The sequence below is a fragment of the Clostridium sp. genome (genome assembly GCF_040797585.1).
Classification (GTDB): domain Bacteria; phylum Bacillota; class Clostridia; order Clostridiales; family Clostridiaceae; genus Clostridium_Z.
The window spans coordinates 1-16,138 of sequence record NZ_JBFNEO010000044.1; the positions used below are offsets into that span (position 1 = coordinate 1).

Below are 16,138 nucleotides of genomic sequence, written 5' to 3' on the forward strand. Positions count from 1 at the left end.
ACTGAACTTCCTTAGCATCATCATATTGGAAAGGAGAGTTAGCATCCTTAACATCGACAAATACTCTATAAGAACCTGCCTTAGAAGGAGTCCAAGTAAAAGTATTTTCCTTAGTATAGTCTTTTAAAAGCTTCCAAGCACCATCTTCAAGAACCCAAAATCTATATAGAGGGTTAGAACTAGAAGAGGTAGCTTTAACGGTTAATGTATCTCCCTTAGTAAGAGGGCTTGGCTTACTAAATTCTACAGAATTAAGCTTAGCCTTAGTAAATCCATTAACAGAATACTCAATCTTACTTCTATTAGAAGTATAGTTAGATGTTGATGCATTAGATATAACATCTTTATTTAAAATAGGAACTGAAAATAAAATAAAAATAAGTGTTAAAGTACTTATATGTTTGAACTTTTGCGACACTGTCTTTTCCTCCTTATATAAATATATCTATAAAAGTACTACAGTGTAAATAATACCATATAAATGATATATATAGTAATTAATTTTAAAATGTTTATATAAAATACAATATTTTAATACTTAAAGTGATATTTTACTTCAAATTCTATATCAGCTAAAGTAATAGTATCCCCACCTTTAATGTGGACACTAGTATTTTTATAAAGTTTAAGCCCGTTTACCTTTGTGCCATTAGAGCTTCCAAGATCCTCTATAAGATAGCCACCTCTCATATAGGTTAATTTAGCATGTTTTCTGCTTATATAAGAGTTTTTTTCGAAATATGAAGGTTCAATATCTCCAGATCTTCCTATGATTCCACCAAGAGGAGGAATTTTTATTGTTACTTTATCCTTTATATTAAATAAAATCAATCTTTGGAACCCATTAGTATCCATAAATACATAAACCTCCCATAAAAATTTTCATATTATTTATATTATAATGCTTAAAATGATTTTTAAATATAGATTTAAGAAATATTTAATTATATTTATTGACCATTAAAGACTAATTAATTATAATGTATTGTATAAGTTCATATTATGAACAAATGTAGTATACTCTTTAAAATTGTAGACTTTGAATTAGAATCTCTATAGATGTATTACAACTAAATCTCAAGTTACTATGACTTACATTATATTTAGAGATTAACTTGGAAGATAGTATAGGGTTCCTCATCTAATATGAAAAATATACATTGATAAAACAGTGAATATTAAAGGATTTCTCACTATGTATATATTAAAACCATATATATCTTTAATTTGAGAAGTTAAATTGATTTGAAATAAAGAGTTAGGATACATTAATAATTTTTTTTGAAAATATATAGTTCATAATATGAACTATAAAAATTATGGAGGATTATCATGGAAAGAATTCTAAGAATATTACAGCTATTAAATTTAAATAAAAATCTTAGTCAGAGAGACATATCACAAAAATTAAATATATCCTTAGGAAAAGTAAATGGTATTTTAAAGAATCTTCTTAATGATGAGTACATTGTTACTGTAAAGAGAGGAAGAAAATTTAACTACAATGTTACTGATAAGGGAATAAGATTATTAGAAGAAAATCTTAAAGAGTATGATGATGTAAGGATAAGACTTAATGAAAATACTTCAGCTAAGGTAAATCAAGCAGTTATATTAGGTGCAGGTGAGAGAAAAGAATTTGGATTTCCATCAGGATTTTTAAAGATTCAAGACACTAGGGTTATAGATAGAATATTAAATATACTAAAGGATAATGGTATAGAGGATGTAATCATAGTGGCTGGATATGAATATGAAATGTATGAAGAATTAGCTAAGGAAAGAGGATTAAAGATTGTAAGGAATAGAAAATATAAGTGGACAGGAACTATGGAATCTTTAGCCTTAGCTAAGAAATATATAAATGGGGATTTTATACTTATAGAAAATGATTTAGTTTTCGAAGAGAGGGCTATTAAGGAAGTAATAGCTAATGATAATAGAGACTGTATACTTATAACCAACGAAAGTGGATCAGGAGATGAAGCCTTTGTAGAGACAAGAAATGGATTTTTATATAAGATTTCTAAGGATAAGCACACCTTTAATAAAATTAATGGGGAAGTTATAGGAATAACTAGACTATCTCAGGATGCTTTTAATAAGATGATTAATGAATATGAAAGATATAATGAGAATCCATATTTAAATTATGAGTACTGTCTTTTAGATATTGGAAGACATTATGATATAGGATATACCAAGATAGATGATTTAGTGTGGGGAGAGATAGATAATAAAGATCATTATAATAAGATGGTGAATTATATATTCCCAAGAATTAAAAGAAAAGAATTAGAGGTAAGAACCTTAAAACTTAGAGAATATATAGTAGAAGCATTAAATATAGATGAGAGGCATATAGGAAATATAATTCCAGCGGGAGGAATGACTAATAAGAATTATAAAGTAAATATAAAAGATAAAGCCTATATACTTAGGGTACCAGGATCAGGAACAGAAGAGATGATAAATAGAAAGGATGAGAAGAGAAACTCAGAAGTAGGATGTAGTCTTAACTTAGATACAAAACTCCTATATTTTAGTGAGGATACAGGTATAAAGATAAGTGAATTCATAAAAGATGCAGAAACTTTAACAGGAACCTCAGCTAAAAAAGAAAAAAATATGAGGATGACTACAGAGCTTTTAAAGACTCTTCATAATTCTAACCTAAAACTAAATAATTCTTTTGATATTATAGGAAAGATAGAGCTTTATGAGAAGTTATTAATAAATGCAAAGGGAAAAAACTTTAGTGATTATGATGAGATTAGGGAGCAGGTAATAGGTCTTAAAGATATACTTAATGACCTAAAGGTAGAGGAAGTTGCATGTCACAATGACACTGTTCCTGAAAACTTTGTTAAAAGTGGAGAGGGAAGGATGTATTTAATAGATTGGGAGTACAGTGGAATGAATGATCCTATGTGGGATTTAGCAGCTCACTCTATTGAATGTAACTTTTCAGAGGATGACGAGGAGCTATTTTTAAATATTTATTTCGGATTTAGTCCTGATAAGAATATAAGAAAAAGAATATTGATACATAAGATATTCCAAGATTTCCTATGGAGTATATGGACAAACTTAAAGGAAGCCAAAGGAGATGACTTTGGAACCTATGGTATAGATAGATATAATAGGGCAAAGGAAAACTTAAAGATACTAGAGGGCATGGAATAAAAGTATTTTAAAGCCAGTTAAGAGTATGAACTTAATTATAGTATAGATGTGTCATATGGTATATATGTTGTAATGTTAATTTTTATGAACAGGCTTTATTAAAAACTATTTAAGGTTAATAGAATTTGAGGAGGATTTATATTATGAAGGCTTCAAATATAAAGGATGTAAGATTAGGAATATCTTCAGCTTTATTTTCAGGTATTACCTGGGGAATAGATACGGTTTTACTTGGAATTATATTAGCTAAATCACCATTTATAGATACTGAAAAGGCAATTGTTTTTGCTCCTTTTGTTAGTACATTTTTACATGATGCTTTTTCAGCAATTTGGATTACATTATTTCAAATAGTAAGAGGAGATTTTAAAAATGTTATAAGGGCTTTAAGAACTAAAAGTGGACTTTTCATAGTGTTAGGAGCATTACTTGGAGGACCAGTTGGAATGACTTGCTATACTCTAAGTGTTAAATATATTGGACCAGCTTATGCTGCTAGTATAACTTCTATTTATCCAGCTGCAGGAGCATTCTTTGCATTCTTATTTTTAAAGGAAAAGCTTGAAAAGAGAGTTTGGATGGGGATAAGTTTAAGCGTTATAGGGGTAATTTTAATAGGATATACATCAGCAGGAAACATATCAATGAAGGCAGGCTTTGCCTTAGGACTTATTTGTGCTTTAGGAACAGTTCTTGGATGGGGACTTGAAAGTGTAATTTGTGCTTATGGAATGAAAGAAGACGTTACTTCAGAACAAGCTTTAAATATAAGGCAGCTAACATCAGCTATATTTTATGGAGTAATAATACTTCCATTAATAGGAGGACATGAAGTAACAAGAAGTGTTTTTTCTAATTTTTCAATAGTATATTTAGCTATTACAGCCCTAGTAGGGAGCATATCCTATTTATTCTATTATTCAGCTATAAATATAATAGGAGCTGCTAGAAGTACAGCATTAAATATAACTTATGCCATGTGGGCAATCTTAATACAAATAGTATTTTTAAAGCAACCTGTAACTCCTCAATTTGTATTAGGAAGTTTGATAATATTAAGTGGAACTATTCTTGTGGCAGGAAATCCAAAAGCTATGCTTAATCTAGAAGCTTAATAAAATGGGGACGGTTAACAACTTTTTATACAATAGATTAATGGAATTGTATAAAAAGTTGTTAACCGTCCCTAAAATAAAGTCTAAATTTTTAGAGAGTAAATAAAATTGTTAACTGTCTCTACAGTTATAAATCAATAGAAAAGTCAATAAAGTTGTTAACCGTCCCCAATATCAATATGATATAATTTAAAGATAATATGTTTTAAGGAGAGATAAGATGAGAGCTATATTGTTAGCAGCTGGAATGGGAACAAGACTTAGACCTTTGACTTTAGAAACACCTAAGTCATTAATTAAGGTTAATGGAAAACCAATGATAGAAAAGCAAATAGAGTATTTAAGGGAAATAGGAGTAGAAGATATAGTAATTCTTACAGGATATTTAGAAGAGAAGTTTCATTATTTAAAGGATAAGTATGGTGTTAGCCTTGTACATAATCCTAAGTATAATATTTATAATAATATATATACTATGTATTTAGTTAGAGATTATTTAAGCGATGCCTATGTAATAGATGCAGATGTTTATCTTCATAGAAATTTTTTTGAAAAACATATTAATAAATCTACATATTTTTCAGCTTTAAAGAAGGATTTTAAGGGTGAATGGATAATTAAGTTTAATGAGGATAATAGGATATATGATATAGAAGTAGGAGATGATGAAGGGTATATCCTTTGCGGAGTTTCCTATTGGAGTGACAAAGATGGTATAATAATAAGGGAAAAACTAGAAAAATCTATAGAAGAAGAAGACTTTTCTAATTTATATTGGGATGACATAGTTAAGGACAATATAAAAGATTTAGAGGTTTATATACATAAGATAGAAGATAGGGATTCCTATGAAATAGATTCCTTAGAGGATTTAAGGAAGGTAGAAAATCTAATAAAGAATAAATTAATATAAGGAGTGGGATGAATGGCTATTTTAGTATGTGGAGGAGCCGGATATATAGGAAGTCATATGGTAGCTTACCTTTTAGAAGCAGGCCGTGAAGTTGTAGTATTAGATAACTTCTGTACTGGACACAAGGAAGCAGTTATTGGTGGAAAAGTCTATGATGGAGATTTAAGGGATAGAAAGATACTTGATAGGATTTTTACAGAAAATAATATAGAAGCAGTTATTGACTTCGCTGCATATTCTCTAGTTGGAGAAAGTATGAGTGAGCCTTTAAAGTATTTTAATAACAATATATATGGAACTATATCTTTACTTGAGGCTATGAAGGATCATGGAGTTAAGTACATAGTATTTTCTTCAACAGCTGCAACCTATGGAGAGCCGGAGAATACGCCGATTCTTGAAGATGATAAAACATTACCAACTAATGCTTATGGAGATTCTAAGCTTTGTGTTGAAAAAATATTAAAATGGTGTGATAGTGCTTACGGAATAAAATACACTGCTTTAAGGTATTTTAATGCTGCGGGAGCTCATGAAAGTGGAAATATAGGAGAAGCACATAATACAGAAACTCACTTAATTCCTTTAATTCTTCAAGTTGCTCTTAAGAAGAGAGAAAAGATAATGATATATGGTGATGATTATGATACGGAAGATGGAACTTGTATAAGAGATTATATCCATGTATCTGATCTTGCATCAGCTCATCTTTTAGCCCTTGATAGACTAATGAGGGGAGAGGAAAGCAGGATATACAACTTAGGAAATGGAAAAGGATTTTCGGTAAAAGAAGTAGTAGAAGTTGCAAGAAAGGTAACTGGAGATGAGATAAAGGCTGAAATTTCAGGAAGAAGATCAGGAGATCCAGCAATTTTAATAGCCTCATCAGAGAAAGCTATTAATGAATTAAATTGGAAACCTAAATTTAATTCATTAGAAACTATAATAGAAAGTGCATGGAAATGGCATTCTACTCATCCAGAGGGATATAATAAGTAAGAAAATTTTATTGAGAATGTAGAATTTTATCTGATGGCTAGCATATGTAAGCCCCCATCCTCTTAGAAGGTGGGAGATAACAGTTGCTACGCCCTAGATTAACTCATCTAACTTTTTGATGATTGAAAAAACACCATCTAAAATAAGATTCATTTTATAATAATACTGTTAGTTTAGATAAATTTAAGTAAACTAACAGTGTTTATTTTTTTAGAGTAATATATTTTTATAATAATATGAGGTTTTAAGGAAGATATTTATAGTAAAAGAACTTCTTTAAGTCTAGTCTGTAGGAATAAATAGACTCTATGACAGTTTATCTTGGATCAGAAATGATGCGGTTATTCTAAGTATTGTTAAAATTTATATAAGATAAATGGGTTTTATATGCTATCTATACATAACAATTATGGTAGAAATATAATTTAATATGTAATAGAATTTAATCAGTTTAAAAAGTTAAATATAAATTCACCTGTTGTACTAAAAGATAAATTAAAATTCATAACTTATACCATATTTGAGGATGGTAAATTTATTAAATATAGTTAAGTATAGTTAAATTAATAATGCATAAAAAGCAAAAATCTGATAAGTTCTTAACAAGTATCAGATTTTTGCTTTATGAATTTAATGAAAACATTTTCAATGGAAAAATTCTAAGCTTCTTTCTTAGGTTTAAAATCTGAGAGCTTAAAATCTTCTGCAACTACTTCATATTTATATTTTCTATTTCCTTCATCATCTTCATAGGTGGAAGTTCTTAATCGTCCACTTATAGTCAATAGATTTCCTTTTGAGATATATTCTTTTACCACATGAGCCCTTTTTCCCCATACTGTTACAGGAATGAAATCAGCTTTTCTTTCTCCATTAGCTTCACGGTAATTTCTCTCTACAGCTAATATAAACCTAGCCATGACTTTTTCATCACTTATAACTTTAAGTTCGGGATTATTTACTAGCCTTCCTACCAACAATATTTTATTCATTTAACAACCTCCAAATTATAGTACATGAAATACATCTGTGAGTATATCCAATTCCAAGAAAAGTATTCATAAAATTTTAAAATATAGTTTTTTTCTATAGTTCATTAAAGAAAATATTTAAAATAATGACATTAATTTAACAAAGGATTCAACTTTTTCAGTAATTTTATTAACATTTATATAGATTTAATTATTGTTTTTTATTGATTTATTAAAAGTACCATGATATTATTATAGATATACTATTGACGAAATTGTCAGAAAAGTTTGTTTTGATTAATATTTCTATAAAAGGGGATGTGTTTATGAATTAAAGAATTGTGTTGTTATTGGCTTTGCTCTTTTTGCAATGTTTTTTGGTGCCGGTAACCTTATATTTCCTACTTATCTTGGTTTAGTATCAGGTACAGGATTTCCCTTTGCTGCTGTAGGATTTATACTTACAGGGGTGGGGATACCTTTCCTTGGTATACTAGCAGCAACAAAATGCAAGGGAAGCTTTGAGAAAATGAGCTCCAGGGTAGGTAAAAAGTTTGCAGTAATCTGTACAAGCGCTTTAATAATATCTATAGGGCCTCTTGTTGCAATACCTAGAACTGCAGCTACTACCTATGAACTATCTTTTAGTCCACTTTTACCTTCTATGTCTCCAGTAGTTGGTATGATAATATTCTTTGGACTTAATATAGCTCTAATTTTAAAACCATCAAAGATAGTGGATACTATAGGAAAGTATTTAACTCCAGCATTACTTATAGTTCTACTTATTTTAATAACAAAAGGAATATTATCCCCAATAGGAGAGACTACAGCACCTTCAATTGATTCAGTTTTCTTTTCATCACTAATTGAAGGATATCAAACTATGGATGTTCTAGCAGCACTTATATTTTCATCTATAATAATAGGTTCTGTAGTTAGTAAAGGATATGAGGGGAAAGATATATCTAGAATAACTATAAAGTCAGGAATAGTTGCCATTATTGGACTTGCTATTGTTTATGGAGGATTAGTTTATGTAGGACATACAGCAAGTGGTACATTTAGTCCCGAAATAGCTAAAACAGAACTTTTATTAAAGATATCTAACGGACTTCTTGGTGGAGCTGGAACTGCACTTATAGGGCTTGCTATAGGTCTTGCGTGTTTAACAACTGCTATGACACTTATAAGTTCAGCAGCAACTTATTTTGATGGATTATCTAAGGGGAAATTACCTTATAAGGTTAATGTATTTGTAGTAAGTATAATGAGTGGTTTAATTGGTGTTCTTGGAGTAGATCAAATAGTAGAACTTGCAGCTCCACTTTTATCAATACTATATCCAGTTTGTATAACATTAATTGCATTAACATTAGGAAGTAAATTTGTTAAAAATGATAAGGTTGTTAAATACTCGGTTTATGTTTCAATAATATTTGCCTTAATAGACGTATTTAAGCCATTTGGTATAAATAATATAGTTCCTTTATCAAACTTAGGATTTGGATGGGTCTTACCAACCATAATAACCTATGTATTGTGTAATTTTGTTCTATTTTCAAAAGAAGTAAAATCCTTTGAAAGTAGTATTGTTTAAATAAACAAATTTTAAATAAGTTATAAAAAAGGCCTAAATATTGGATGATCCAATATTTAGGCCTTTTTATAATTCCAAAGTATTTTAAAGAAGACAGCTATTTATTACCTCTTCCATAGTGCTTAACTTTTCCATAGCAATGATTATCTTAGCCGCTTTTGAAGTATCACCAATTAATATTCCACCAACAATGATCTTATCCTTAAAGAATAATTTCTTGTAAGTCTTACTATTATTCATTATTAATGTATCATAAGAAGCATCATCAAAGTCTATAGTTCCTGCAGAGAATATCTCTGTATTTAATCCGTTGAATATTACAGAAGACACAAATCCTTTAAACTCTACATTATCTCCACAAGCATTAGCTCCAGCAACTTTACCCATATCAAGGGCAGCAGGCCAGTTACCATAAACTATATTTGAAAGTTCAGCTACATCTCCAGAGGCATAGATATTTGGAATATTTGTTTCCATCTTTTCATTTACAATTATTCCACGATTGCATTCTATACCAGAGCTTATGGCAAGATCTATATTAGGTCTTATACCAACAGAGAAGAGAATTAAGTCAGCTTCAAGGATATTTCCAGTGGTTAACTTAACAGCTTTAACCTTATTATTTTCAGTTATGATCTCTTCTACACAGGTTCCAAGAAGAATGTTTATAGAAGAATTATCAGCTATGGATTTAAATAATCTAGATCCTTCACTATCAAGTTGTCTTGGAAGAAGTCTATTGGAGAATTCTACTACAGTAGTTTCTATACCTTGAGCTTCAATTTCAGCTGCAGCTTCAAGGCCTAATAGTCCACCACCCACAATTATAGCTTTTTTAGTGGAACTTAGAGCATCCTTAAGAATCTTAGCATCTTGAAGATACTTTAGGGTATAAACCCCTGAAATGCTATGGTAGTTTTTAGAGTCTAATACAAAATCTTCTGAAAGACCAGAAACCTTAGTATTTGGAATAAAGTTATAGCTACCATTAGCTAATATTAATTTATCATAACTTATCTTACTTCCATCATTAAGAAGTAGGGTGTTATTATCTTTATCAACTTTCTCTACAGTCACTCCAAGTTTCTCAATTATATTATTTTCCTTAAACCATTCCTTTGAATTTAAGAAGAATCCATTATTATCAAATTCCTTTCCAATATAATCAGAAAGCTGAGGTCTATAGTAAGTGGACACATCTTCTTTAGAAATCATGGTAATAGAAGCACTTTTGTTTCTGTTTCTTATAGCTGTAGCAGCTTGAAGACCAGCAGCTCCATTTCCAAGGATTACAAAGTTTGTAGTTTCAGAAGAAGTAAATCCTGTATCATCACTTTTTACCTCTACAAATTCATCAGAAGAAGCACCACAAGCAGGGCAAGTCTCTGGAGGCTCATTCCCCTCAAATATTTCTCCACAAATTACGCATTTCCAGAGTTTAGTTTTATTCTTTTTACCGTTGTTAATCTTAGGCTTTCTTTTCTCATTAATCTTTTCAGCAAAGGATTCACCAAATCTATATGCCTTAGTTAAATCAGTTTCTGATGGTTTAAAGTTTATCTTAAGGCTTGGAAGTAAAAGATCCATTCTAAGCTCTTTAAGTCTATTTTCCATATTAGGAATAGCTTCACCACTCCAACCATAAGAACCAAAGGCACCAGCTACTTTATTTCCATGAACTATAGGGTTGAGTTTTGTTAAAACATCTCTAACTGGTTCAAGAAGATCAGAGTTTATAGTTGGGGAACCAAATAATACTCCATCAGAATCAGCTATATCATTTACTATTTCGCTCATGTCATGGTGAATTACATCGTACATATTTATATCATAATCACCCTTGGAGTTTATTCCTTTAACTATTTCATCAGCCATAGTTTTTGTATATCCATAAGCTGATACATAAGAGACTACTATTTTAGCTTTTTTTCCCTTAGTCTTAGGAGTACTCCACTTTTTATATAGATTTACAGTTTTCCATGGATCATCTCTAAGAACAGGTCCATGTCCAGGACAGATTATATCTATATCTAAGCCCTCTATCTTATCAATAGCCTTTAAAACATAAGGCTTAAATGGTCCGAAAATACAGTCATAGTAATATCTTAAAGCTTCCATGTAGTGATCATTATTTTCAATTACGTCATTAAAGATATTATTAGTACAATAGTGTGAACCGAAGGAGTCACAAGTAATTAGAACCTTATCCTCTGGAATATAAGTATAGATTGAATCAGGCCAATGAAGGAAAGGTGCTGAAATAAATTTCATGGTCTTATTACCTAGACTTATAGTAGTATTATCATTAACAGTTATATACTCAAATTCCTTATTAGCTATCTTTTTAACAAAGTTAATAGCAGCGAGTGAACCAATAACCTTTGCTTTAGGTGAAAGTTCTAAAAGCTTAGCAACAGAACCGGCATGATCAGGCTCAGTATGATCTACTATAATGTAGTCAATTTTAGTAACATCTACATCTAAAGATTTCAGTCTTTCTAGATATTGAGAGAAAAATTGTTCTTTAACAGTTTCAAATATTGCAACTTTTTCGCTTCCTTTAACTACATAAGAATTGTAGGTTGTTCCGTATGGAGTGTACATTATTATGTCAAAAATTCTAAGGTCTGGATCTAATGCTCCTACCCAATGGATATCCTTTTTTACTTCTAATGATTTCATAAAAACATCCCTCCTATTAAACAAAACTTTACTTTTTTTAGTAATTTAGTTAATTGTCACGCCTATGAAATTTAAATCTAAAAAGAAAAATTTCATTAATTTAATATTAAAATTTATCAATAATACATTTTAAATAATAATTATTATTACAAGATTCATTATATACAATTATTATTTCAAAATCAACTAGATAATATAAGTTTTGTTAAAATAAAAACAATAAATTAATTCCAAATATTTTAAAGATAAGATTTATATATTATTAGTATTAAGTTTAGACGTAGTTTACTAAAGTAGAACTTTAAAATAATCTATTTATCAAGAGATTTATCTTTAATTTTAAGAGCTAACTATTAAAAGAGGTTAAATTAGAACCTTTTATGATAGTTGAATCTCAAAATAATTTTAACTGTTGATTTTAAATTATAAATTACAAAAATTAAGTAGCTAAGATCAAATGATTTTAAAATGCTAATTTAATTAGCATATAAAGTTAAATTATTCATAAATATCTTATTATGGTTCCCTAGAGGAGGTTATCTAATTCTTATATAGATATAGAAGAAGTTTCTAGTTTTCTTTTAAGATTACGTAAATAGGCTTGTAATTTATTATTATAATTATTTAAGTATTTATGTAAAATGAAGGAGAAAAATATTATGATCTCAGCATTTTTAAAAAATCATTTATATGTACTGCTTTAGGTGGAGTAATTTCTGCAATAATAATAACCATAGCATCTACTATATTCCCTGCATTATTTGGATATTAGAAGATGTAGTATAGAAGGTATGTAAGGAGAAGTATATGAGGATTAATAGGGAGATTTTAACTAGAGTTTTTTTTGTACTTTTAGGTAGTTTTATATGTTCCATATCTATAAATGGATTTGTAGTACCTTATAAGCTTTTAAGTGGAGGGGTATCCGGAATAGCACTTATAATTCAATATATCACAGGGTTTCAATCAGGATATTTAGTATTGCTTATAAATATACCTATATTTATATTAGGGTTTAAAAAAGCAGATAAAGAGTTTATAGCTTTTAGCTTTATAGGAATGATGGCCTTATCTGGATTTCTTATCTTAACAAAGGATATAGGTAATTACATACAATTAAATGATATAGTTATATCTACTTTGTTTGGAGGAATTTTATATGGTGTTGGAGTTGGATTAGTATTTAGAAATAGAGCTTCTCAAGGAGGATCAGATATAATAGCATTCATACTTAAGAATTCTAGTGGGGTAGATATTTCAACAATAGATCTTACCATAAATGTTATAGTTGTATTCTTAGGAGCAATTATGGGGGATTTAAGATTAGCGCTATATACCTTAATGTTAATGTTTATAAAATCTATATTAATACATAAGGTTATAGTTGGCTTCGATGCAAAGAAGGCACTGTTTATTGTAAGTGATAAACATGATGAGATTGCAGAGGCTATAATGCTTAAGATAGGAAGAGGAGTTACTCTGTTCTATGGGGAAGGAGCATATACAAGAGAGGATACAAAGGTTCTTTATTGTGTTGTATCCATAAGGGAACTTGCAAGAACTAAGAGTCTTGTTGAAAAGATTGATAATAAAGTTCTCATGTCCATAATGGATGTTTCAGAGATGAAGGGAAACGGATTCTTTTCAAAATCTATATAGATAAGAAAATTAATATTCTATAGTTTTAAAAATAATAAAGGACATAAATATATGTAAGAGGAAAAGTCTAAGATTAAATAGCAGTCAGTATTTAATCCTAAAATAGAATCTTTTCTAACATATATTTATGTCTTTTTCTATATAGAGAGAATAAACAACAAAGTTGTATAATAAAGTAAAATACTATAGAAGACTAATAAAAAAAGTGGTAGAATACATATATACTGAAAAATTTTAATATTCTATAAAATGAAAGGGGGCAAGCTATATTAATGTAGGGTATATAGTTTTTTCTTAAAGTACCTAAGCTTTAATATAGATATAAATTATGAAAAGAGAGAACTTAAATATAGAGAAATTTGTTGAGTTTAGAAATAAGATTCATAATAATGTAGGAAAAGTGATAATAGGTAAAAAAGATAAAATAGATAAAATAATAGTTGCATTTATAGCTTCAGGGCATGTTCTTCTTGAGGATGTCCCAGGAACGGGAAAAACAAAGCTTGCTAGAGCTTTTGCAGCTACCTTAAATTGTTCTTTCAAAAGGATACAATTTACCCCAGATTTACTTCCGTCAGATTTAACAGGTATATATTTTTATAATCAAAAGGACTTAGATTTTCAGTTTAAGAAAGGACCTCTATTAAGTGAGTTTGTTTTAGCAGATGAGATTAATAGAGCTACTCCAAGAACTCAATCCGCTCTTTTAGAGGCAATGGAAGAAAGACAAGTTACTGTAGAAGGAAATACAATAAAATTATCAAAGCCTTTCTTTGTTATGGCAACAGAAAATCCAGTGGAGCAATATGGAACATTTCCTCTTCCAGAGGCTCAACTAGATAGATTTTTCTTAAAGCTATCCCTTGGTTACCCAGAATTCTTAGAAGAAAAAGCAATACTTGATAGATTTATTCAAGGAGATCCTTTAGAAGAGCTACAAAGAGCAGTCACCAAAGAAGAAATGGAGTATGTACAGGAAAATTACATATATGTTGAAGTTAAAGATAGTATAAAGGAGTATATATTAAGTATCATAGAATCTACAAGAAATCACAGAGATATACATTTAGGAGCATCACCAAGAGGCAGCCTTGCTCTTATGAAGGGATCACAAGTATATGCGGCTATAAATGGAAGAGATTATATAATTCCAGAGGATGTAAAAGCTATGGCTATACCTATACTTAGTCATAGAATAATACTTAAGTCTAGCTTAGGAGGAGAATCAAGCAGGGCAAAGGGAATTATTGAAGAAATTCTTAATACTGTAGAGTTACCTTTAGAAAAAATATAGGTGGTGGTGAGTATGGGGGCGTATATACCATTTGTAGTCCTATTGATTCTAGGGGGTATCATAGCTAAGAAAGTAGTAGAAAGTGGCTTTGATAATCTAAGGGTAAAGAGAGAGATAAATAAGTCAAAGGTATTTATAAATGAAGTTTTTGAGATTACAACTATTATAGAAAATAAGAAAAGTATACCTATATCCTTTATTACTATAGAAGAGGAGTATAGTGCTGAGGTTAAAAGGTTATATACTAATGAGAGACTTAAGGATAAAAGTCATTTTTATTATAGTAGTTATAGTATCTCAGGAAATGAAAGAATTAAGAGGACTTATAAGACTGTTGCAAGTAAAAGAGGAGTATATATTCTTAAAAATATGAATATATCCATAGGTGATTATTTTGGATACGCACTGGATAATAGAGCCATAACAAGCCTTTTAGAGATAGTAGTATATCCAAAGGTATTAGACTTGAAAGACTTAAATCTTAATAATAACTCCCTTCAAGGAGAGGAAGTTGTTAAGAGATGGATATATAGGGATCCGTTATATGTAAAAGGCATAAGAGAGTATACCATGGGAGATAGAATGAAAGATATCCACTGGAATTCTAGTATGAAAATGAATAAGCTTATGGTAAAAGAATATGATACTACTTCAGAGAAAAAGGTTATGTTTATATTTAGTAACCAAAATACAACACCCTTTTGGTCCATTATAAATACAGATTGTACAGAAAGAGGAATAGAACTTATTATGGCTTTAGGTAAAGCATTTATAAAGAATGCTGTTCCAGTTTCTATTTCTACTAATTCTCAGATAATAAATATGTATGAAGCATCAGACATAAGAATATTTACCTATACTAATGATTTTTCTACATTACTTGAAATAGGAGCAAGAATAGACATAAGATCTAGAGGAGAATTTCATAGGCATTTAAGAGGTATCCTAAGGGTTTTAGATAGAAATACCATATATATAGTAGTAGCTGCCTTCTTAGATGAGGAGAGTATAGGTATAATAGGTAAAATAAATTCTTTAGGCTTTACTATAAAAATAATCGATACATCAAAGGATGAAGCTATACCTAAGTTACCATTTATAGAAACTATAAGCTATAAGGGAGGAAGATAAAGGTGAGATTTATAAGTAAATATATGAATTCTTATAGAATGATAAAACTACTATATACTTTTTTTATAGCTTCCTTTATGTTTGCCTTAGAGATAAGTATATTATCACCTTTATTTAAAGTGAATTTAAGTGGTAAGGACCTTATAATATTAATAGCTCTTGGAATACTTATACAAGTATTGTCTAGTAAAGATATAAGTCCTAAAAAATATATGCCGGTAATATTTTTCATAAGTTTTATATATAGCTACTTTTTTTATAAATGGAATAGAGCAGATAATTACATGGCTTTAATATTTATTTTTTTAAGTATTTACTTATTAGTTTATGTTTCACTAGATGAAAATGCTGTGCATTATGAATATTATAGAAGACTTGGGATTAAAACTAGTATCATATTAATTAGTCTTATAGTAAGCTATATGTTTTTAGAAAGTTATGATAAAAATATTCTAGGAAAGGTATATATTATTTATATAATAAGCTATGTAAGTCTTCTTAGAAGCAGTAGAAAAGTATTTTTTAATGTATATAATATTAAAGATGAAAAATTTAATCTAGGATTATTATTAGGAAGTATGGTTATCT

The 16,138-nt window shown here is 29.3% G+C and carries 12 protein-coding genes and 1 pseudogene; 9 read left to right on the top strand and 4 right to left on the bottom strand.

All coding sequences use genetic code 11. The features are described 5' to 3' along the window. Together AB2369_RS04705 and AB2369_RS04710 are read right to left on the bottom strand one after the other, a co-directional pair. The coding region (locus tag AB2369_RS04705) for a triple tyrosine motif-containing protein (RefSeq protein WP_367665325.1) at window positions 1-418 on the bottom strand (418 nt) is incomplete at its 3' end. Window positions 419-531: 113 nt separating this feature from the next. Further along, window positions 532-855, bottom strand: a complete 324-nt coding sequence (locus AB2369_RS04710; RefSeq protein WP_367665326.1) for an FHA domain-containing protein — start codon at window positions 853-855, stop codon at window positions 532-534. Window positions 856-1,329: 474 nt separating this feature from the next. Here AB2369_RS04710 and AB2369_RS04715 point away from each other — a divergent pair, with 474 nt between their 5' ends. From AB2369_RS04715 to galE, 4 genes are all read left to right on the top strand, one after another. Then, window positions 1,330-3,186, top strand: a complete 1,857-nt coding sequence (locus AB2369_RS04715; RefSeq protein ID WP_367665336.1) for a phosphotransferase — start codon at window positions 1,330-1,332, stop codon at window positions 3,184-3,186. 143 nt (window positions 3,187-3,329) lie between these two features. Then, on the top strand, window positions 3,330-4,301 hold the full coding sequence (locus tag AB2369_RS04720; protein WP_367665327.1) for a DMT family transporter: 972 nt from the start codon (window positions 3,330-3,332) through the stop codon (window positions 4,299-4,301). A 220-nt stretch (window positions 4,302-4,521) separates the two neighbouring features. Further along, complete coding sequence (locus tag AB2369_RS04725; protein WP_367665328.1) at window positions 4,522-5,214, top strand: sugar phosphate nucleotidyltransferase; 693 nt, start codon at window positions 4,522-4,524, stop codon at window positions 5,212-5,214. Between the two features lie 12 nt (window positions 5,215-5,226). Beyond that, entirely contained in the window at window positions 5,227-6,213 is a 987-nt protein-coding gene (gene galE, locus AB2369_RS04730; RefSeq protein ID WP_367665329.1) for a UDP-glucose 4-epimerase GalE, read from the top strand. Window positions 6,214-6,872: 659 nt separating this feature from the next. Here the strand turns inward: galE and AB2369_RS04735 are convergent. After that, on the bottom strand, window positions 6,873-7,205 hold the full coding sequence (locus AB2369_RS04735) for a single-stranded DNA-binding protein (RefSeq protein WP_367665330.1): 333 nt from the start codon (window positions 7,203-7,205) through the stop codon (window positions 6,873-6,875). 313 nt (window positions 7,206-7,518) lie between these two features. On the opposite strand from AB2369_RS04735, the pseudogene brnQ reads away from it, so the two are divergent. Then, window positions 7,519-8,784 (top strand): annotated as a pseudogene (gene brnQ / locus AB2369_RS04740) (branched-chain amino acid transport system II carrier protein); the annotation flags it as partial. Window positions 8,785-8,868: 84 nt separating this feature from the next. Here the strand turns inward: brnQ and AB2369_RS04745 are convergent. Then, a complete protein-coding gene (locus AB2369_RS04745; RefSeq protein ID WP_367665331.1) occupies window positions 8,869-11,466 on the bottom strand; it encodes an FAD-dependent oxidoreductase in 2,598 nt (865 codons plus the stop codon). An 807-nt stretch (window positions 11,467-12,273) separates the two neighbouring features. Between AB2369_RS04745 and AB2369_RS04750 the strand changes: the two genes are divergently transcribed. From AB2369_RS04750 to AB2369_RS04765, 4 genes are all read left to right on the top strand, one after another. Further along, window positions 12,274-13,125, top strand: coding sequence for a YitT family protein (locus tag AB2369_RS04750; RefSeq protein WP_367665332.1), 852 nt, complete (start codon window positions 12,274-12,276; stop codon window positions 13,123-13,125). Window positions 13,126-13,453: 328 nt separating this feature from the next. Next, the gene (locus tag AB2369_RS04755) at window positions 13,454-14,419 is read left to right on the top strand and encodes an AAA family ATPase (RefSeq protein ID WP_367665333.1); all 966 of its coding nucleotides are present in this window, start codon (window positions 13,454-13,456) and stop codon (window positions 14,417-14,419) included. Between the two features lie 12 nt (window positions 14,420-14,431). Continuing rightward, complete coding sequence (locus AB2369_RS04760) at window positions 14,432-15,550, top strand: DUF58 domain-containing protein (RefSeq protein WP_367665334.1); 1,119 nt, start codon at window positions 14,432-14,434, stop codon at window positions 15,548-15,550. Window positions 15,551-15,552: 2 nt separating this feature from the next. Next, window positions 15,553-16,138, top strand: a 586-nt coding sequence (locus AB2369_RS04765; protein WP_367665335.1) for a hypothetical protein, incomplete at its 3' end; no start/stop codon positions are given.